Origin of the sequence: Succinimonas sp. (assembly GCF_045225735.1) — a bacterium.
GTDB lineage: Bacteria > Pseudomonadota > Gammaproteobacteria > Enterobacterales > Succinivibrionaceae > Succinimonas.
The window spans coordinates 1-21,465 of record NZ_JBGVBR010000222.1; the positions used below are offsets into that span (position 1 = coordinate 1).

Genomic DNA, 21,465 nt, shown 5'->3' on the forward strand with positions numbered 1-21,465 from the left:
GCCGCATGGGGGGATACCCTATTGCGGTATTGAAACTACATAACATCAGTACCTTCATGAACCTTGGTGAATCGCCGCATGGGATACCCTTTTGCGGTGTTCCGCCCAGCGTGGAGTGGAGAAATGTAGTGTATTCACAGCATGGTACTGCCTCAGACACCGCAAAACTGCCTTTCCCGCATTCCGGAACCTTCCCGCTTCCGCTCCCCTTCTGACCATCTGGAAATTCCTATCCCGTCTTCCCTTCTTCTCCCCCTGTAACCGCTTTCCATAGCAGCAGCACCGGTGTAAAATGTTTTTAGGACTGCATGGCGTTGCGGCCGCCGTATCGCCCGGAAAACGCTTTTTCAAAGGGTGTTTTTACCTGCAAAAACGTGATATAGTTCACGCTGTTTTGAAAAATGTGACAATTGTTAACATTTGTTAGTGATATGTTATCAATATGTTAATGTTTTCATAAAACCGGAGCTGGCTCGGGATACGCCGAAACAGAGTCCGATCCTGTCAGACATTGTTCCCTGGCAGGAAATGAATTCAGGGGATTGTTTAACCTTTTCAAGGGATGCTTCTTTATGGAAAACCCAACTCCGCTGTCGAAGAACGGAAACTTCCTGTCCTTCTTCTCGGTAAAGATACTGGGAGCCTTCAACGACAGCTTTATCCAGGCCGGCTTTCTGGCCTTTGTCACCAGCGCTCTTCTGAGCAGCTCCGATACTCATTCTCAGAATATGGTGTTTCTGGCAACCGGACTCTTTATGATTCCGGTTTTTCTTTTTTCCACCATGGCCGGCGAGGTCTCGGACAAGTACGACAAGGCCCGGATCCTTAAATGCATCAAATTATTTGAAATCGGCATCGCCATTCTGATTTCCGCCTCCTATCTCCTGAAATCCGAAACCGGCATGCTGGCCGGCATGTTCTTCGCCGGCATGGAGGCCGCATTCTTTACCCCGGTGCGGCTCAGCATCATCCCCTTTATTACCGGCAAGGGACAGCTTATTCAGGCCAATTCCGCTCTGGAATCGGGATCCTATATTTTCAAATTTGCCGGCACGCTGGCCGGCATCGTGGCCGGAGCCACCATTAATCCGTACTTCCCGCTGATCCTGCTTTTGCTGTCTTCCCTGGGGTTCTTCTTCGCCTCCCGGATGCCTTCTCAGAAGCCGGCAGATCCGGAAAGCCGGGTAGATCTCTTCTTTATCCGCTCAGCTTTCGCCAATCTGAAATACGTGAAGTACTCCCGTCCGGTGTTCCTTTCCCTTATCGGACTGGCCGGAGCCTGGTGCATTACCGTTACCTTCATGGTGCAGCTCTCCCAGATCGCCAAAAACGTCTATGAAGGCGGCATCGGTCAGGAAATCCTGAATCCGCTGTTTCTGGGGCCCTTCTGCCTGGGCATCGGCGCCGGGGCCATCGCAGCCTCCCGGATCTATAAGAAAGAGCCTCTGAACGCCTTTCTGCCGCTGTCTGCAGTGATCGAAGCCCTGCTCATGACTGACTTCGCCTTCCTGCTCTGGATGCGCTCGCCCCTTCAGGCACCGGTGGCAGATGCCGCTTCCTTCGATAACGGACTTGCCCTGATTACTAATTATGTCGGCACCTTCGAGGGACTGCACCTCGTTGCCTGCATCTTCCTGATTACCTTTTTTGCCGCCATGTTTATCGTGCCGGTTACCGCCTGTCTGCAGGAGGTTTCCCCTGATGAAAACCGTTCCCGCATCATGTCGGCCAATAACATTACCGCCGCCATCTTCACCGTTATCGCCTCCCTGACCGGCATGCTCTGCACCTTTGTCGCCGGAGCGCATAACGGCCTGGTGCTCATGGCAGTCGTCACCGCCGGCGTCTGCATCCTGGGCTCCCTTATCACCGTGGCCATTCTCCCCATCCCCATTGTGAGATCCCTGATCCGGAAATATCTTTCCCTGGTCTATCGCGCCAAATGCCAGGGACTGGAAAACTTTGAAGCGGTTAAGGGCAAAAGATGCGTGGTCATTGCCAACCATACCTCCTTCCTGGACGGCATGCTCCTCTGGACCTATCTCCACGACAATCTCTCCTATGCCGTAGATACCCGCATGGCCTCCAGATGGTACTTCCGGCTGTTTCTGGCTCTGGCGCCCCGCTACTACACCATCAATCCCCAGAGCCCCATGGCTCTCCGCAGCATGATCCGGGAAATTGATAACGGCCATATGCCGGTGATCTTCCCGGAGGGACGCATTACCACCACCGGCACCCTGATGAAGATCTACTCCGGAAGCGCCGTGGTGGCTGACAAGGGACATGCCCTGCTGCTCCCCGTCATTATCGACGGCAGCCAGTACTCCATCTTCTCCCGCTTCGGCCAGAGATTCCATAGGCGGCCCCGTTCCCGCATCGTGGTGAACGTCATGGAGCCGTACGAGTTCAACATTCCCGATGAGTACAAGGGCCGCGCCCGCAAGGAAAAGGCCGCGGACATCATGTACGATCTCATGGCTGAAATGAAGGTGAAGGCCAGTGTCATCACCGGCAATACCATATTCGCCTCCTTTATCGATGCCATGAAAACCGCCGGTCTCCGCAAGGTCATTCTGGAGGATCACAACCGGAAGCCCATTACCAATGCCGGACTCTTTATCCGGGCCATGACTCTGGGCCGTTATTTCCAGGCTCACGAACCCGAAAAGTCCGTGGGACTCCTCCTGCCCAACTCCGCCGCCTCGGTGGTGGTGTTCATGGCTCTCCATGCCGCGAATAAGCTCCCCTGCATGCTGAACTTCTCCGTGGGCGCCAAAAACCTCGTGGCCTGCTGCGATACGGTGCCTCTGAGAACGGTGTATACCTCAAGAACCTTCATTAACGCCGGCTTCCAGGCTCTGGATCAGGCGCTCCGGGATCACTCCGTCACCGTGAAGTATCTGGAGGATCTGGCTCCGGAGATCGGCATTGGCACCAAGCTTGCCGCCATGCTGGATCTTATCCGGCCGTTCACCTCCTACTTCCGGCTCGCCGGCGGCAAGGAAAAATCCGATACTCCCGCCGTGGTGCTCTTCACCTCCGGTTCTGAAGGTCTCCCCAAGGGCGTGGTGCTGAGCCATCGCAATATTGAAACCAATATCGTGCAGCTTCAGGCCGTGCTGCCCTTCGGCATGCTGGACTCGGTGTTCAATTCCATGCCCATGTTCCATTCCTTCGGTCTCACTGCCGGCACCATGCTGCCCCTCCTCAGCGGCATGAAGGTGTTCATGTACCCGTCCCCGCTGCACTACAAGAACGTGCCGCTTCTGGTGTACGAGACCAACTCCACGGCCATCTTCGGCACCGATACCTTCCTTAAGGGCTATGCCGAGTATGCCCACCCCTACGACATGTACTCCGTAAGGTTTGCGGTATCCGGCGGCGAAAAGCTCAAGGAGGACACCGTCACCCTGTGGAACGACAAGTTCGGCATCCGGCTCCTGGAGGGCTACGGCGCCACGGAAACCGCTCCGGTGATTTCGGTTAACACCAATATGTTCTACCGCCGGAACACCGCCGGACGTCCTCTTCCGGGCATCAAAACCCGTCTCGAGGAGGTGCCGGGCATTACCTCCGGCGGCCGGCTCTGGGTGCAGGGGGATAACGTCATGATGGGCTACCTGAGAGCCGACACTCCAGGCATCATCGATGCCCCCCGCTACAGCTGGTACGACACCGGGGATATCGCCGAAATCGACGAAAAGGGCTTTATCCACATCAAGGGACGGGCCAAGCGCTTTGCCAAGGTGGCCGGCGAAATGATTTCCCTGACTCAGGTGGAGGCCGTGCTGGCCCGGCTGTATCCGGAAACCCCGCTGGCCGTGGTGGCGGTTCCGGATGACCGGAAGGGCGAGCAGCTTATGCTCCTCACCGCCGGAGAAAACGCCGGCAAGGCTGAAATCCGGGAACGCTTCAGAAGCGAAGGGATCTCCGAGCTGGCAGTGCCCAAGTACATTGAAACCGGAGAAACCATTCCTCTTAACGGCACCGGCAAGATCGATTATCTCAAGGTGAAGGAACGGGCTCTTGAGATCCTGAAAGCCCGGGGGTGAAGGCAGAATCGGAACGCTAAACAGCCTGAGAAAACGCAGGGAAGGCAAAAGTTTTCGTAAAAGGTTTGTCAGCGCGTTCCTAGGGCGACATATCGTGCCTGACATAACAAAAATTAACAACTGTTAGTATTAAGGATCGCTTGTGCATTGTCGTAAATGCGGCAGAGAAATTGCCGCTGATTCAAATTTCTGCCGGTTTTGCGGGACTCCGACGGACGGAACTCCTGCGATGCCCGCCCGGAAGCCATGGCGTCCCGTTCTTGCGGCTTTGGCTGTTTTGGCGGCGGTTTCTGCAGGCATCCTGGCTTTTTCCGCTTATCACGAGGCCAGGGAAGAAGAAAACCGCAGCCTCCTGGAACACACCCTCAGAAATCCGGCGCTGAATTCTCCGGACGATATTACCGATGACCTCATTTCCCGAATTATCACCGGAAATCTGGAATCGCTGACTGTCAATTATGAATTCTCAGAATGCCGTCATGGCCGGATACTGTCTCTGGACATCGAGGAAAACGATGAGTCCTATTCCGACTCTGTCGCCAGCGGGAGACCGGATGACGACTACGAGAAAAGGAGACTTTACAAAAATCCTTTCTGGAGAGCAAACAGCCGCACCCCGCTCAGGAACATTCCGTTCCGGGTGATCTTCACGCCGCAGGTAACGTCTCTGGCCTGCGCCTTTTCTGATTTCAGGGAACTGGAGTCCGCAAATCTCGAGATTCCCGCTTCGGTGCGGGATTTTTCCAGAATGTTCCGGGATGCTCCGAAATTCAACGGGCCGGTTGCCGGCTGGGATACCTCGGGAGCCATAAGCATCAGGCAGATGTTTTACAAGGCGGCATCCTTCAATCAGCCTCTGAACAGCTGGAACACTGCCGCAGTTCAGGACATGCGTTCCGTTTTTTTCAAGGCGGCTTCGTTTAATCAGCCTCTGGACAAATGGAATACCTCCCGCGTCCAGTCAATGAAAAGAATGTTTCTCGGGGCATCTTCGTTTAATCAGCCCCTGGATTCCTGGGATGTTTCCAATGTGTCGGACATGACATCCATGTTCGAGGATGCCAAATCCTTTAATCAGCCTCTGGGTTCCTGGAAGCTTTTAAAGCTTCGCGCGGCGGAAAAACTCTTCAAAGGGGCGGAATCCTTTAACCAGCCTCTGGGAACCTGGGATGTTTCCCGCATAACAGACATGCGTGAGATGTTTGCCCGGGCAGTCAGCTTCAATCAGGATATCAGCGGCTGGAATGTGGCGCATCTCCAGTATGCGGCCGGGATGTTTGCCGGCGCCAGAAGCTTCAATCAGCCGCTTAATGACTGGGATATCTCAAGTTTCCGGGGACTCTCCAGAATGTTCAGCGGAGCCGAAAGCTTCAATCAGCCCCTGGATCGCTGGAACACCTCGAAGATCAGGAGCATGGAGGGCATGTTTCGGGGAGCCAAATCCTTTAATCAGCCTCTTTATTCCTGGGATGTTTCCGAAGTGATCAGCATGAAAGAAATGTTTGCGGATGCCGCTTCCTTCAATCAGCCTCTGGAGTCCTGGAACATTGCAAAACTCATTGATGCCAGCGGCATGTTTGCGAGAACGGAAAGCTTTAACCAGCCTTTGGACAAATGGGATATTTCCCATGCTGAAAACATCGATCGCATGTTTGACGGGGCAAAGGTCTTTAATCAGCCGCTGGGAAGCTGGCAGCCTTTATCCGCAAAATCTCTGGACGGAATGTTTGCCGGAACCGGAATGTTTAACCAGCCTCTTGAGAACTGGAAATTTCCCGGGGCCCGCAGTCTGAACAGCATGTTCAAGGATGCGAACGCCTTTAATCAGCCTCTGGCAAAATGGGATGTTTCCCATATCAAAGAGATGAACTCAATGTTTGCAGGCGCCAAAGCATTCAATCAGCCGATTGGCAGCTGGAATCTGTCGTCCGCGGAGGATCTGGAATTTATGTTTGCCGGATCCGAAAAGTTTAATCAGCCCCTGGAGAACTGGAAATTTCCCGGGGTTCGCAGTCTGAACAGCATGTTTGAGAATGCGAAAGCCTTTAACCAGCCCCTGGCAAAATGGGATGTCTCGCAGATAACAGAGATGCGGTCAATGTTCAGAGGCGCAGCCGCCTTCAATCAGCCTTTGGAGAAATGGGATATTTCTCATGTGAGGGAGATGTCCTATATGTTCGAAAACGCCAGATCCTTTAATCAGTCTCTGGAAAAATGGGATCTTTCCGATATCAAAACCTGGAGCATGTTCTGTGGCGCGATATCCTACAGCTATCCCATACAGGCGCCGTGTATGAAAGACTGAACTTTTAAGTGAGGGCCGTTTTTGGGTTCATAACCGGTGCCGTTTCCGGCCGGGAAGCCAGATCCGACGGAAAATCATTACAGGCTGAAAACGAATGAGGAAAAACTGGAGAAATTGACAATGCACTGCAAAAAATGCCTTCATGAAATCGAGGATGATTCGCTGTTCTGCAGAAACTGCGGAGCCAGACAGGGCCGCAGCCGCGCCGCAGCGGCCGCATGCGCTGTTCTGGCAGCTCTGGTTTGCGCGGTAACAGTTGCAGGCGCTTTTTTACTGAAGGAACATGTCTGGAAATCGCCGGAGTACCGGAAACGGAACCCGGTACTGAATTCACCGGCGGATATTGACAGCGAGCTTATCAGGAAAATTTCTGAAAACGATCTGGACTCTCTGACCATAAATTATGAGTTTACCCGCTGCCCGAAGGATGGTTCCGATGTAAAAGAAGCCATGAAATTCGCTCAGGATCGGAATCCTTTCAGGGCAGCCAGCGAAAAAAGTCCGCTCCGGCAGATCAGGTTTGAAGTAAAGCTGGGAAACGATGTGCATTCCCTGGCCTGCGCCTTTATGGGATTTAAAGATCTGGAATATGTGAATCTGAAGGATACCTCCGGTATCAGTGACATGGAAGGCGTTTTTGCAGGGGCGGAGAACTTTAATCAGCCGCTGGACTGGGATACATCCCGGGCTGAAACCATGGCATTTATGTTCGGGGGAGCGGCAAGGTTTAATTCTGCTGTCGCCGGCTGGGATACCTCCCGTGTCAAGGACATGTCTGAAATGTTCCGGGGCGCCAAATCCTTTGACCAGCCCGTCGGGACATGGAATACCGGGAATGTAGCCAATATGAGCGGAATGTTTGCCGGCGCGGAAAGCTTTAATCAGCCTGTCGGTTCCTGGAATACCTCCGCTGTCGAAAGCATGGCGGGCATGTTTGCCGGAGCCCAAAAATTCAACCAGCCTGTCGCAGAATGGGATACCTCCCGGGTAACCAGGATGGACTTCATGTTTGCAGGGGCCAAAAATTTTAACCAGCCTCTGGACAGGTGGGATACCGGCAGAGCGGTGTCAATGAGCGGCATGTTTTCCGAAAGTTCCTTTAATCAGCCCATCGGCTCCTGGAATACTTCCCGGGTGGAGAATATGACTCAGATGTTTTACAACAACCGGGAATTCAGCCAGTCGCTCGCCGGCTGGGACACCTCAAAGGTAAAATCCATGAAACTCATGTTTTCTCTGGCAAAGAAATTCAACGGCGATATCGGAAAATGGAATACCGCCAATGTCGAGAACATGAGCAGCATGTTTGAGTTTACTGACTCTTTTAACCAGCCCATAGGCAGCTGGAATACCGGAAAGGTCAGAAGCATGTTCAACATGTTTCACCATGCAAAAGCCTTTAACCAGCCCATCGGATCCTGGGACACCTCAGCAGCGGAGGATATGACGCAGATGTTTGACAGCGCGGATTCCTTTGATCAGCCCATAGGATCCTGGAATACCTCAAAGGTCAAAAACATGAACGCCATGTTTCGGGATGCCAAAAAATTCAATCAGCCGCTGAATGACTGGGACATATCGTCTGTTTACGGCATGGAAGATATGTTCGCGGGAACGGAGGCTTTTAATCAGCCGCTGGACAGATGGGCTTTCCGGAATTCGGTCAATATCAGCTCAATGTTCAGGAACACGCTGTCATTCGATCAGCCTCTGGATAACTGGAAAATTCCCGAAAATGCCGATGCCAGCGGTTTTCTGTCAGGCGCTAAAGGTTTTCGCCACCCTGTTCCGGACTGGGCTAAATAGGAGTTTCACGCCGGACAACGGCAGAATGGCCGTCTTTTACTGCTCCGGCACGGTTATCCACATGGCGGGACGCACCACAGCTCCGGCGTAATCCGCATAGTTGCCGCCAGAGCTTAAAGCTCCGGTTTCTCCCACGCCGGCGGCCTTGTTCTGAAGCCCGCCGGGATTCCGGAGCCACCAGAAGGAGGCTCCGTTAAGTCCGGCGCGGCAGCCCCGGCTCCGGGCATAGGGAGTGGGCTCGCAGATCCGCCAGCTTTTTTCCCGGAGCCACTCCTTAACCTCAGCGGCGCTGAGACAGAAGATGCGGTCAGCGGTGACATCGCCCCCGGTGGTGCCCTGCGCGGCGGATCCCGGAGTTTCCAGCCGGGTTACCATAATGAGCTTCTTTTCCTTTTCCGAAAACGCCCGCTCCCAGAACTCCCCGTTAAGCCAGGCCCGGAGATCGCACATTTCCCAGACGATATCCTGATGCGCCCCGTGAAAGGGCCGGGCGTCAATGCCATAGCGGGAAAGAAGGAGAGCCTGATCCCCGGATCTCCGGATCACCAGCCATTCCAGAGGCGCTGCCGGCTTGTCATGAGAAAACCGGAAGGTTCCCAGGGGGACAATATCTCCGGGACTCATATAGGGATAGCGCACGCCGTTAAGCATGATTTCCCCCTCCGGAAGAATCGTATCGGCGGCCTTAAGAAGCTCCCTCACGAGAGCGGAAATGCCAGGAATGCTCGCAAGATCCTCCAGGGAAGAACGGTGGGCCCGGGCGAAATCCCTCATAAGTCCCGGCCTCCTGGTCTCCCGTTCCCGGAGCTCCTGAAGAAAAGCCGCCAGCCCGTCCAGCGAGGGAAAGGCATAGTAATCCAGAGTGATCACCCTGTCCGCCGCCGTAATGAGCTCCCGGGCCAGTGTCGCCCCCTCTTTAAGGTCTTCCCGGGCTCCGAGACTGCTGAGAGCTTCCCGGTGAGTTCGGACAAAATCCCGGAGGTAGCGGGGATTCTGTTCCCCCTGCCGGATTAAATCCCGGGCAAATTCCTGAAACTCCTCATGCGAACTGAAGAGGTATTCCCCTACGCTTATTATCTCCTGTGTCATTTCCCGCACCTTCTCAAAAACATCGGATTTCCAGACCTTTTCAGACACGTCCCGGAGGGCTGCGGCATAGCCCTGAGAAAGCCGCCGGACTATATAGGGCCTTTCCGAAGCCGGGGCCGTCCTGATAAGCTCCAGAAGCTCCTCCGGGCTGCCGCACTGATACTCGGGATCCCGGCCTGAGGAAACCGCGCCGGATCCTTTTTCCTGCTTGCTCCGGAACACCGCCCGCCGGACATCGGCCAGCATGCCGCTGATAAGAGCCCGGGATTCCGGATCCGGAAAGGCCTTTTCATAAAACTGAAGCTCATCCCGAAGCTCCCCGATTCTCTTAAGAGCAGCCCCGGGATCCTGCGCTCTTAAGGCATCAAGCTCCGCTGCCGCAGCTTGAGGATCGGGATAATATTGTCCGCCCAGAGAAAGCTCCCGGTTGCCGGAAACCGCATAACCGAAGAGGAGAGCGAGATCCGTCTCAGGAAGGCTGTCCTCCGCCAGCATCCTTCTAAGGTTATCAAGAAGAGTCCTGAGACCGGATTTGGGAGCCGGCTCCCCGGACTCCCCTGCCGGGTGTTCTGCCGGATTTTCAGGGGGGACTGCGGATCTTTCGCCGCAGAAAAACGAGGCCAGATCCCCCCTGATAAACTCCCGGAAATCACTGAGAAGAGCCGCATCCTCATCCCGGACTTCGGGGGCGGCCCCGCCGTATTCCTGAGACTTTGTCCTGGCGGCGGCCCGTACTGTCTCCTCGCCCAGAGAGCTCAGATCCGCAAACTCCCGGCCCCCCAGAAAGAGAGAGCTGAGATCCGGCGCCAGCTCATAGCAGAGCCGCTTCAGGATCTCGCGGTTTCCGGCCTTGTCATGGGTCAGCCGATCCTGCGCCTTCTGGCAGAGAGCGGCCGTTTCGGGACTGGTGTACCCGAAATGATGGGCGAGAATGCCCCGCCCCAGCTCCAGAACGCCGGCGTCCGGATCCTTAAGGAGAGCCCGGGCCAAATCCTCCGGGGTAAGATACTGCTGATTCCGGAAGCGGTACGGGAGAAACACGCCGGCGGCAAAGCCCCCGTCATGTTCTCCCGGGATCGGCTGGGACTCATGGTTAAGCCACTTCCGGATCTCCGGATCTCCCCAGCGGCGGTTGGGGTTCCGGGGTTCGTTTCTGTGGGTGAGATCCACGTACGTAAGGCCCAGCACCAGATCCCGGAGATCCTCCGGAAAGCCCTCCGGAAACTCAATGCGGTGCAGAAGCGGCATGAGAGAAAGCCCGCCCTGATCGCCCCGGTAATCCGGATTTGCCGTCTCCTGAAAGGGAACAGATCCGGTATAAAGCTCAAAGAGAGAGATCCCCAGGGCATAGTAATCCGTCTCCCGGAGATACCCGCCCCGGAGAGCCTCGGGAGCGGCATAGCAGGGAGTCATGCCGGTGCTGGAAAACACCAGGGATCTGTCCCGGGCATCGGCGCTGATGCCGAAGTCAATGAGCACGATATGCTGTCCGGAGTCATCGGGGATCATGTTGGCCGGCTTGAGATCCCGGTGCAATATCCCCGCCTCGTGGACGGTTCTGAGACCGTCGGCCACCGAGGGGATAATAAGAGAACGGAGCTCCTCCAGGGTGAAGCGTTTCCCGTCCCGGAGCACCTCGGCCAGGTTGGGATAGCGGTAAAAGGGACGCACGATATACTGATGTCTCTGGTACTCCCCGAACTCCAGCACCGGAGCCACGCAGGGACTCCGGATCTCCTGAAGCCGGGCCACCACATCGGGCTTGAGAGCCTCTTCCCTTCGGTACAGCTTGAGAATGAGCTCCCGTCCCGCCTCGTCATGGCAGCGATAGATATCCGCCTCACCCGAAACCACGTTCATCCGGGAGTCCACATGGCAGCTTCCCAGAGTCATTCCCGAAATATCCGGCATTTCCAGAAGCCGGGAATTAAGCCGGGTGGCCTCCAGTTTGCCGATAAAATCAGCATTAAGCTTCGTTTCCGGAATTTTCCCCGCTGATTTTTCTGGCGATTCAGACATTTATGACTCCTTAAAACTTCCTCTGGCCGCAACCCTCGCCTCCGACCCCGATTCAGCGCTCGCTCCGGTAGTTACGGGCGTACTCGAAGGCCTTCCTGGCAAAATCGCTGTTTATGATCTCCCGGATATCCGGGATCTCCCCCGCCAGAGTCTTTTTGCTGAGATACTGGCAGCTCTCGTTCAGGGCCATGCCGAGACCGTAGGTCAGGGAGGCGGCCACGGAAGCGTTCAGCATCCCGCCGATGAAGCTGCCGGCTCCGGGGATAAGCTTAATGAGATTCCCCGCCACGGTCTTCCCGATCATAGGGAGCACCACATCCAGGGCCGCCGCCCCGATAAGGTTCTTGAATTCCATAAGATTCCAGACCGACAGGATCTGTCCCACCAGAGTCAGCTGAATGGGAGTGATAATGGCGGCATCGGAAAACGGCACGGGGGACAGCCCCGGGGCCGAAGCCGCCGCCGCGGCCAGTGCGGTGTACTTTTTGCACAGGGCGGACTTTTTGTCAAAATCCCGGTGGCAGGCGATCACGAAGGATTCCCGGCGGGATTCCTCGAGGCTGTTCAAAGTCCATTCGTAAAGCTCGGCTATGCCCCGTTCCAGGGGAAGGGACATGTCGGAGGAGCTCTCAAACACCGGGATAGCGGCCCCGCAGCTTTCGGCGATGACCTTTTTGAGGCTGTCTGCGGTTTCCTCATCAGACACGTCCGCCTGAGTCAGCACCACGGCCAGAGGTCTCCTGAGTTCCCGAAAACCCCGGATCACCCGGAGATCCGCATCGGTAACCCGGCCTCCCGGCTGGCTGATGCAGTACCAGATGGCATCCACCGGCTCCATCAGATCGTCATGCTCGTTAACAAAACCCTCCATGAGACTCCAGTAAGCCTGGGCGGAGTCTCCGGAAGCGAATTTATCCAGAGCGGCTCCGGTTTCATACCCCTCGGAATCATAGACAATCACCGGCACTCCGGGGAGGCTGTGCTCCTTGATGCCATGGGTTACCGGGCGGCCGGATCCGGTCTTGCAGACCTCGCAGCCCAGAACCAGATTGGCCAGAGTGCTTTTGCCGGCTCCCGTGGCTCCGGCCACCAGGATCCGGGGCCGATCCAGCCCGTTCATAAACCTGTCCATCTGCGCGGCAAAATCCTTTTTCATGCCGCTGATATCCATAGCTTCCATCATTGTGGCTCTCTCCTTCTCTCTTCCCGAAAATTCCCCGGTATTTCTTCTGGTATTATCGCCGGACAGGAACCTTCTCCCCCCGAAAAATAAACCTCCGATAGTAAAAACGCCGTTTGCTTCACAAACTGTCAGCATAATCCTTTATCCGGCGAAATATCAAACTATCATAGGATCAGTATAATTTAACGTCGTTCCATAAGATGAACAGTTGCCGCCTTATAATAATTTCAGAATGACGTTTAGGGGGAGAGCGGCTGAGCAGGGAATCCGAAAATGCAGGCGATAAAGGATGCTTTTCGGTCAGCGCTGACACTCCCCTCTGACATCACGGACTGACATAATTAAAACCGCTTTGCCGCCGCAGGTTTGAGAGACTGCGCTCCGGAAAAAGCTCACAGGAGACAGCATGCCCAGAAAACTCGATGAAGACGCCACCACCGGCAACAAACTGCTCAGACTGCTCAGAAGACTAATGATCTCCCGGGGCCGCCTCTATGTCTCGGATCTGGCGGAGGAGCTTAACTGTTCCCGGCAGACCGTGTCCCGGCTGGTGAACGAAATCGAATCCGTCATGGGAAATCAGGTGGTTTCCGGCATTGACAACCACCGGAAATGGTACCAGTATCAGAACTCCGGCCGGGATATTCCGGGGCTGGACATTGACGAGGTAAGGATCCTCAGCATCTGCCGGGATCTGGCGGATCCCTATATCAGCGATTCCCTGCGGGATCGGCTGGATGCGATTATCATGGATATCTCCGTAACCCTGCTGGGGGAGGAACGCTTTGACAGCGAATACCGGCGGGTTTTTGAGCCGGATTTCCGGTTTTTCAGCAAGGGACGCATTGACTACGAGCCCTTCTCCCACATCATCACCCAAATAGAGCACGGCATCCGGCACCATGCCATTATGAACATCACCTACAAGTCCCAGAACAGCGGCAATGTCCGGGATCTCAAAATGATCGCCAAGCGCTTCGTCTGCCAGAACAGCGCTCTGTACGTTATCGGGTGCAGCCTCATGAAGGATCTTGCCACGGTGGAAAAGCTCCGCAGTCTTGCGGTGCACCGCATTATCGGAGCCGAGATCCTGAGGCCCGCTCCGGACATTCAGGTGCCGGATGCGGATCTGGGAGATTTCGGCCTCCCCTGGAACGATCGGCTCCGGGCCTTTGCCATTACCTTCAGGCCCTCCGGCGCTGTTACCTACATCAAGGAGAGAAGCTGGTGCCGGGGCCAGCAGATAAAGGATCTCCCGGACGGCGGCATTGAGCTCTCCTTTACCAGCCGGAGCACCCCGGAGGTGATCTCCTGGTGCCGGGGCTTCGGAGACTGCATTACCCGGGTGGTTATTGACGGGAATGAAGTCAAGGACATCATGAAGAACGATTTCACGGCGTTTTAGCCCTGAACTGCAAGACAAAGACGGGGCCGAACACAAAAACGGGGGAAGCAGGACTTCCCCTTTTTCGCTGGCTTATGCCGTGAAGGAACGGCCCGACCTCCCCCGCCGCCCGCAAAAACAATCCCCTCCCGGAAAACGGTCTTGCAGGCAAGACCGGTTCCCGGAAGGGGACCTGAAAAAGCAGGGATACGAGGTTTCAGGCGGTGAGTCCTGAACCTCTTTCCGCCAGTCTGTTAATTGGACGATCCCTTGGCTGATTTCTTTTTGCCGGACTCTTCCGCTTCAGGCTGAGGGGCGATCTTTTCCGCGCCCTTGTCCTGAGTAAAGGGAACGTGCATCATGCAGGAGATCATACTGGCCAGACGCTCCCGCATCTCTCTTCTGTCAATGATAACGTCGATAGCGCCCTTCTCCAGCAGGAACTCGGAGTGCTGGAAGCCTTCGGGAAGCTTCTCCCGCACCGTCTGCTCGATAACCCGGGGGCCGGCAAAGCCAATAAGCGCCTTGGGCTCGGCCACGTTCACGTCTCCCAGCATGGCCAGACTGGCGCTGACGCCGCCCATGGTGGGGTTGGTGAGCACGCTGATATAGGGAAGACCGGCCTCGGCCATTTTGTTAAGAGCCGCGCTGGTCTTGGCCATCTGCATCAGGGAAAACAGGGATTCCTGCATGCGGGCGCCGCCGGAGGTGGAGAAGCAGATCAGAGCTCTCTTTTCCTTAAGACAGGTTTCCACGGCCCGGATAAAGCGGGCGCCTACCACTGAACCCATGGAACCGCCCATAAAGGCAAATTCAAAGGCGCAGCAGACTACCGGAAGTCCCTTGAGCTCGCCCTTGATGACAATCAGGGCATCCTTTTCGCCGGTGGACTTCTGAGCGGCAACGATACGTTCCTTGTAACGCTTGGTATCCTTGAACTTAAGAATATCCTGCGGCTCCAGCTCCTCGCCCAGCTCGATCTGGTTGCCGGAATCCAGGAAACGGATAAGACGCTCTCTGGCGCTGATCTTCATATGATGGTTGCATTTCGGGCAGACAAACAGATTACGCTCCAGTTCCGCCCGGTAGAGCACCTGATCACAGGCTTCGCATTTGGTCCAGACGCCTTCGGGAATGTTGTGCCGGGCGCTGGTGTTGCTGTTGTTTGCCGGAGCAAGAATTCTGTCGAACCAACTCATGGTAGTACCTTAACAATTCAAGTGAAAACATCCCTTGAAACGCCGCCGCGAGATTTGTCAGCGCCGGGCTCCGGGAGGATCTGTCCGGGCTTGAAGGCCCTTTTTTGAAATACTTAATCCGGGATTATACACTGAATGCCGGCGATTTTATAGCATTGCGGCGAAACAGCATTCCGGAGAGTGCCTTACCTCTCAGAGCGGGGGTTACCGGGGCGGATCAAGCCGGAGCAGGAAGGTCACGGGACCGTCGTTTTCGAGAGCGACCTTCATGTCCGCGCCGAACTCGCCGGATTCAGTGCCGGGAGCCCTGCTTCTGGCATAGGAAACCAGATCCCCGTACATTTCCCGGGCCTCATCCGGCGGCATAGCGGGATCAAACCCCGGCCGGTTGCCCCGGGAGGTTTCGGCGGCCAGAGTGAACTGGGATACCAGAAGCACCCGCCCGCCGATATCGCTGACGCTGAGGTTCATTTTGTCATTCTCGTCGCTGAATATCCGGTATCGCAGTATGCGATCAAACATTTTATGAGACATTTCCCGGGTATCGCCCTTCTCGTAGCCGATAAAGGCCAGAATCCCCTTGTCAATGCGGGCGATGGTGTTTCCGGAGACCGTAACTCCGGCATGATTAACCCGCTGCAATAACGCTATCATCTTCTCTGCACTCCCGTTATTTCTGCATATCCATCAGTCTGTTTTGTCACTTTATTCCTTCCGTTCTTCCATTCTCTCGTTCTTCCCCTGTCCCGCCTTCATCTGTTTCAGCATGCGTCCCGCAAAACCCGGTTGCAGCAAAACAGGGGCCCGGGATTCACCGCTTTCCCTTAAGTCTGATAAGAGCCCGCGGGGATTTCAGATTGCCGTCGCGGTAAATATCTCCTGCAGCCATCAGAGGGTTAATGACATCCCTCAGGAAATAGGTTCTGGTGTTCCTTTCGATAAAGGCCAGAACTTCGGTAAAAACCCTGGCAAGAGATCCCTGAAACCTTTTGCTGGTAATGGGCTTGCCAATTATTTTCTTCCCTTTCCAGAGACGGCAGCATATCAGGGAATTATCCCCGTCATAGTTGTCGCTGAACATGACAAAACCGGACTTGGCATGACCGTCCTTTGAAACGATTTCCTGATTTTTAAGCTCCTTAAGGGACGGAACAGACAAATCAGCCCGGTATTGCCGGCACAGGCTGATATACTCTGTCCACTTATCATGAGCGTACTTTATCCCGGTGATTTCATTGCCGGATGCCTTGTCAGCCGGGACTGCCGCAGGATCGTTTTCAGCACCGTTAAAGTTCGCAGTCCCGCTTAAATCTCCCTCGCAATACCGCGCAACGGAGTCGCCATGTCTGACGTTAGCCGCCAGCACAAAAAGCTCTGCATTCGCATCCGCGCTCCTGATCATGAAGCTGATCCGGGCATGCGGGAAAATATGCCTCTCGTTGACGGCGGCGATCAGGCTTTTGGCGCGGTCAATCTCCCTGATGCTGATACCTGAAGCTTCCTCGCTGTCAGATACCCCGACAAACAGCGTTCCGCCGCGGCCATTCGCATAACCGACAATTGATTTGGCCCAGTGAACGGGGTTGTCAGGATCCAATCGCGCTAAAAAAACACATGCGGTATTCTCTGCTAAAACACCCGGAAAAAGCTCGCCTATCTTCATCTTCATTTCCCGCATTGCTCAAAACACAGAAGACTGTCACATCCGGGCATCAAGTAAGAACTATATCAAAGGGCCTGAGTTAGCCATGCAACATTGTAAGGAACATTGCCAGACATTATAACGACATTGTCAAACCGCCTGTTTCAGCCCTTCGACATTGTACGGAACATTGCCGGACATTATAACGACATTGTCACATCGCCTGTTTCAGCCCTTCGACATTGTAAGGGACATTGCCGGGACAGCAGGAACGAACGTTATTATTCCCCCTGAATCTCCTGCCAGACCTTTTTCAGGGAGGCGAACAGTCTTTCCAGAAGAACAAGCTGCCGATCTGCCGGAGTTCCTGTTCCGAGAAGCTCGTCCAGACATTCCCTGAAGTCCGCCGGGAGCCGGGAACAGTGTTTCAGGGCATGGCTTACCTGCCGCTTCTCCCCCGGATGAAAAATCCTGTTCATGGCAAAAAGCGCATCAAAATAGCTGGCCAGGAAAGCGGCAATGCGGTGATTGACGCTTACGAGATCATTTTTGCGGACGGCCTTCTCGATCTGCTCATAGTATGACGAAAACGGCTTGTCCTTCATCAGCATCAGATTCCGGCTTACAATGTTTCTCATAAGCTCCTCGGGGTATTCTCCCTGTACCATGTCTCTCAGCGAACTCAGCCAGCCATCGGTATCATAGACAATGACAAAATTCTTCAGGGTGTAAAGAAATGCTGTGGTATAGCCGTTCTGCGGCTGGCATCTCTCCCATGAGCTCTTCACCGTATCCGTAAACCAGGCGGTGCTCCAGTACATGACATCGCATTCCCGGTTCATGGCATCATACAGAAATTCATCCCCGGGACCGAAATAGTCACCGCCGGTCTCATATCTGGAGGACAACGGCTTTATCAGCTTCTCCCGGACTTCAGCCGGAAGATCCTTTCTGACAAATACGTAGATGTCCATGTCCGAAGATGGGGTGCCTTCCCCGGAGGCCAGGGAGCCGCCAATGGCCACCGCCACGGTATCCTCCAGAGCGGCATAGGCCCGGAGAAGTTCGGCGAGAGGAGCTTTTTCCGCATCCGAAAGCCCCAGTCTGTCCGTTTCACTGCCATTATTCCATAGCTGATTCATAGGTACGCTCCTTTATCTTGTGTTCTCATTCCGGTTTTCATAATCACGACAGATGATGTTTTCTGACCTTTTCTAACCACAGAAAGCTCCCCGGAACCAGAGGAGCGAGATTCCCCGGGGGTAAAACCCCAAAGACAATTCTTCTGAAATCCGGCAGCAGGCTCTCATAAGGCGTTTATGCAAAGATGAGCTCGTCAGGCCATAACATCCGGAATAGCTTATCACAAGATCCTTCATCCGGCTTACCGGGGCATAAGTTACCGCAAAACCGGAGCTCCCCGAACCAGAGCCTGAGAACAAAGGGACGGCCGGCAAAACATGGGGAAAGTATCTTATTGCGCTTTTCCTTAAACCGCGGGCCCCCGCCTGCCGTGCCTGGGACAGCGCTTAAGACGCCCCCTTCCTGAAGAACACCGCACCTGAAAAATCGGCCCTGTAACAATTTTTAAAATTTTTCCGATTTTTTATTGCGTTTTATGAATACTTTTTAGTATAATTAACAGCGTCGACCGGCAATGCCGGAAGCATGTGTAGGTTTTTCCTTTATTCCACAGGTATTCACCAAAGCAATTAAGGGGTTCATATGAAAAGATCCGTCTTTCATTCTCAGCATCTGGTTTTTCCCGGAAATCATTCCTCCCTTCCTCAGAACGCCGCTCCCGGAGCCGCCTGCGTTAAAACCTTTCCCGTCCCGGTAACCGCCGGCAGTTTTCAGGAGCTCTGGCTGGAAAGTCAGAAAAATCTGGCCCGGGATCTCGCTTCGTGGTATGCCGCTTCCCGCTTCGGCATCTACTTTGCCTGCGATGAGAGAGCGCGCTTTTACCGGGAGCGCCGCATGAAGGATTTTGCGGATGAGGAAGGCCTCCCCGCCATCACCCGGCTTAAGTTTACCGCCAAGAATCAGGATTTGAACTCTGACTCTGTCCTGTCCGGCATTCTCATCTGGGGGCATGAAACCTCCGCCATTCGCTCCGAAAAGGAATTCCGGGCAAGAACCGAGGCCCGGCTTCAGGAGCATCAGGTCAAATACTGCAGCTATCTCTCCTTCAGTTCAGGAGAGATCTGTTCCCGGGAGAGACCTTTCTCCGCGGCGTCTGCCTCCGAGCCTGAGCCTGCACCTCATCCTGCTCCTGAGTCCGGCCTTCAGCCGGAAAACGCCGATCCGAGATCTGGCACTGTTCAGGATCCCCGGCTTTCCGGCATCAGGGTGGATGAACTTGTTTTCTGCGCGGTAACCGGCCGGCCCCGGGAGGAGTATGACGCTGCCCGGTTCTCTCTTAATGATTTTGACATCCATGGCAAAAACCTGACCGGGCCTCTGGCTCTTATGCTGTATCAGAAGCTGGAACCCATGGGCGTCTTTCGGAAAGCTGCAGATCTGGAGAGTCTGAAGCGCTTTGTCTACAATAATGAATACGACTCCGGCGTTCCGGCCTGGACCGTTCTGCCGGATCCGGAAAAGGATCTGTTCCTGCGCTACAACAATGACGCTGCCACGGCGTATTACCTGAAATTCCTGGATATTCCGGGCTTCCGGGAAAAGCTCACCCGGCCGACGCTGACTCTCGCGGATATCCCGGCAGATCTTTACCCGGACATCTCCATCCAGGGAGGGCTGTGGTGGCGGCACGCCTTTGGCATCTACAGATGCGCGCTGGAAAGGGACAGCTCCCTTCCGGAAAAAATCGCCCGCTCCCGGGGAGAAGCCCTGCTGAAGGCAGTTACCCCCGAAGGAATCTCGGATAACCGGGATCCCCTGGCTGTCCCGGAGGACTGGAAGTTCACCGCCCGGGTCTCTTTCCGGGATGAAGACATCACTGCCGCAGATCCGGAAAAAGCCGTTTCCGAAAACGAGGGCCTTCAGGATCTTTTCAGGATCGGGGGCGAACTTAAAGCCTCCGGAAACGGAATGCGCTCCCTTGATCTCACGCCCGGCGCCGATTACAGCAAATGGGCCCTGAGCCGAAGGGACGGCGAATTTTCCCCGTCCGCCGCCGCGGTAAGCATGACCGGAAATCTCATCCCCGGCTATGCCGCTCTTAACTGGTTTTTCATCAGGGTGTGCCTGCTGGCAGACATTCTGGGACTTAAGGAGTTTTCCTTTGCCTTTGATACCCCGTACCGCCCCGGAGTCTTTATCCGGGCCCGGTATCGGAGACGTTCCGAAAATTCCTCCGGTGCCCCGGCCGCCCCGCACGGCCCGGCCTTTGCCGCCTTCCGGGAATTCCGGAAGAGAGTGAGCTTTTTTAATTCCGCGCCGGGAGCGGAGCCTTCCTATGATGTGGCAGAGATCGCCATATCACCGGAGCCGTAAACCGGAACTGAGGCATCCGGGTTCCCGCTCCTGCCGCGCCCGCGCCGGAAATGACCGGCCGGGCTTTATTTTGCTGTCCTCTCCCGCAGCGGTTTTCAAAATGTGCGGGGGCTTTTCCTTCTGCATTATTCCTGTTGACGCTCTAGGATCTGAAAAGTAACATAAAGCGTTTTTGCCGCATCAGGTTCCAGGACTTATCACACCGGCATTTTTGCAGATTTACCAGAGGCGAGTCCTGACAGAGGCGAATCTTTCAATCCCCTGCTTTATCCTGATGTCTGACTTTGCCACCTTAACTGCAGCCGCAGGTCGCCATGACCGCAGCTGCCGCATATTTCGGAAAGCCGCCGCCTCCCTGCCGGTAAAGCCGCGGCGGCTCCTCCGAAACTCCAAAGGAGATTAAATGCTGATTTCATCAATGCTGCTGGCCGGAGCCGTTTCCTGGGGAAGCTTTACCACTCCCCTGAAGGCGGATCCGAACCCCATAGGAAGCTACTCTAACGGCTGCATCGCAGGAGCGGTGCCCCTGAAGCTGGAAAACCCCTACTATCAGGTGCTGCGCCCCCAGAACAATCGCTACTACGGCCATCCGTCTCTGATAAGCTTCATTAACGATCTCGCCAAAAAAATGAATTCCGGCGAGCTGGCGGAAAACCGCATCATTCTGGTGGGAGACATGAGCATGCCCCGGGGCGGCCCCTTCAAGGGCGGTCATGCCAGCCATCAGATCGGTCTGGATGTGGATATCTGGTTCCGCATGCTGAAGGACGGCAAGCGCCTTACCAAGGAGCAGCTGGCTTCCCCCTGGGCGCTTACGGTGGTTGCCGACAATCTCCTGACCGTGAACAAGCATATGGACGGCTATGCCTACGCTCTCCTGAGAAACGCCGCCAGCGATGATCGGGTGGAACGCATTTTTGTGAGCCCGGCCATCAAGAAGTACGCCTGCGAGCAGACCCATCCCGATGACGACCGGAGCTGGCTGAGAAAGATCCGGCCCTGGTGGGGTCATACCGCCCACCTGCATATCAGACTGGCCTGCCCTCCGGGAACGGAATGCGAGCATCAGGCCCCGCCTCCTCCGGGAGACGGCTGCAAGGAAGCCGACACCTGGATTGAGGGCTTCAAGCATCCGAAGCCGGCTCCCAAGCCCGCCCCGAAGCCGAAGCCCAAACCTAAGAAGATACTGCCTGAGACCTGTCAGAAGATGCTGAACGCCAGCTAAAACGTGATCAGGGGGCCGGAAAGCAGCCACGGACGGAAACCGCCTGGATTTCGAATCCGGCTGCGTATCTCCTCTGATGTCAAAAGGGACGCCTTGGGCGTC

The 21,465-nt window shown here is 55.2% G+C and carries 12 protein-coding genes and 1 pseudogene; 7 read left to right on the forward strand and 6 right to left on the reverse strand.

What is annotated here, in order from left to right; all coding sequences use genetic code 11:
- Positions 1 to 572 precede the first annotated feature (572 nt).
- The 4 genes and pseudogenes from ACJROR_RS07695 to ACJROR_RS07710 all read left to right on the forward strand — a co-directional run bounded on the left by ACJROR_RS07695 (position 573) and on the right by ACJROR_RS07710 (position 8,166).
- A complete protein-coding gene (locus tag ACJROR_RS07695; RefSeq protein ID WP_406546615.1) occupies positions 573 to 4,055 on the forward strand; it encodes an MFS transporter in 3,483 nt (1,160 codons plus the stop codon).
- A gap of 142 nt (positions 4,056 to 4,197) precedes the next feature.
- Positions 4,198 to 4,260, forward strand: a pseudogene (locus ACJROR_RS07700) (zinc-ribbon domain-containing protein); the annotation flags it as partial.
- Positions 4,261 to 4,284: 24 nt separating this feature from the next.
- Positions 4,285 to 6,360 (forward strand): BspA family leucine-rich repeat surface protein, encoded by a 2,076-nt coding sequence (locus ACJROR_RS07705; RefSeq protein ID WP_406546626.1) that lies wholly within the window; start codon positions 4,285 to 4,287, stop codon positions 6,358 to 6,360.
- A gap of 120 nt (positions 6,361 to 6,480) precedes the next feature.
- Positions 6,481 to 8,166 carry a BspA family leucine-rich repeat surface protein gene (locus tag ACJROR_RS07710; protein ID WP_406546616.1) on the forward strand — a complete coding sequence of 562 codons (1,686 nt, stop codon included), beginning with the start codon at positions 6,481 to 6,483 and terminating at the stop codon, positions 8,164 to 8,166.
- Positions 8,167 to 8,202: 36 nt separating this feature from the next.
- Here the strand turns inward: ACJROR_RS07710 and ACJROR_RS07715 are convergent, their stop codons facing one another.
- Positions 8,203 to 11,274 (reverse strand): protein kinase domain-containing protein, encoded by a 3,072-nt coding sequence (locus ACJROR_RS07715; protein ID WP_406546617.1) that lies wholly within the window; start codon positions 11,272 to 11,274, stop codon positions 8,203 to 8,205.
- A gap of 52 nt (positions 11,275 to 11,326) precedes the next feature.
- Positions 11,327 to 12,592 carry a GTPase gene (locus ACJROR_RS07720; RefSeq protein ID WP_406546618.1) on the reverse strand — a complete coding sequence of 422 codons (1,266 nt, stop codon included), beginning with the start codon at positions 12,590 to 12,592 and terminating at the stop codon, positions 11,327 to 11,329.
- Positions 12,593 to 12,863: 271 nt separating this feature from the next.
- On the opposite strand from ACJROR_RS07720, the gene ACJROR_RS07725 reads away from it, so the two are divergent.
- A complete protein-coding gene (locus ACJROR_RS07725; protein WP_406546619.1) occupies positions 12,864 to 13,862 on the forward strand; it encodes a helix-turn-helix transcriptional regulator in 999 nt (332 codons plus the stop codon).
- Positions 13,863 to 14,095: 233 nt separating this feature from the next.
- Here ACJROR_RS07725 and accD read toward each other — a convergent pair whose 3' ends face one another.
- The 4 genes from accD to ACJROR_RS07745 form a co-directional block, all read right to left on the reverse strand.
- Positions 14,096 to 15,040, reverse strand: coding sequence for an acetyl-CoA carboxylase, carboxyltransferase subunit beta (gene accD / locus ACJROR_RS07730; protein ID WP_406546620.1), 945 nt, complete (start codon positions 15,038 to 15,040; stop codon positions 14,096 to 14,098).
- Positions 15,041 to 15,244: 204 nt separating this feature from the next.
- Positions 15,245 to 15,694, reverse strand: coding sequence for a D-aminoacyl-tRNA deacylase (dtd, locus tag ACJROR_RS07735; RefSeq protein ID WP_406546621.1), 450 nt, complete (start codon positions 15,692 to 15,694; stop codon positions 15,245 to 15,247).
- A 157-nt stretch (positions 15,695 to 15,851) separates the two neighbouring features.
- Positions 15,852 to 16,709, reverse strand: coding sequence for an ATP-binding protein (locus tag ACJROR_RS07740; RefSeq protein WP_406546622.1), 858 nt, complete (start codon positions 16,707 to 16,709; stop codon positions 15,852 to 15,854).
- A 254-nt stretch (positions 16,710 to 16,963) separates the two neighbouring features.
- Positions 16,964 to 17,824, reverse strand: a complete 861-nt coding sequence (locus ACJROR_RS07745; RefSeq protein WP_406546623.1) for a DUF4037 domain-containing protein — start codon at positions 17,822 to 17,824, stop codon at positions 16,964 to 16,966.
- A 583-nt stretch (positions 17,825 to 18,407) separates the two neighbouring features.
- On the opposite strand from ACJROR_RS07745, the gene ACJROR_RS07750 reads away from it, so the two are divergent.
- Both ACJROR_RS07750 and mepA read left to right on the forward strand, forming a co-directional pair.
- Complete coding sequence (locus tag ACJROR_RS07750) at positions 18,408 to 20,138, forward strand: hypothetical protein (RefSeq protein WP_406546624.1); 1,731 nt, start codon at positions 18,408 to 18,410, stop codon at positions 20,136 to 20,138.
- A 403-nt stretch (positions 20,139 to 20,541) separates the two neighbouring features.
- Positions 20,542 to 21,363, forward strand: coding sequence for a penicillin-insensitive murein endopeptidase (gene mepA / locus ACJROR_RS07755; protein WP_406546625.1), 822 nt, complete (start codon positions 20,542 to 20,544; stop codon positions 21,361 to 21,363).
- The last annotated feature ends 102 nt before the right edge of the window (positions 21,364 to 21,465 follow it).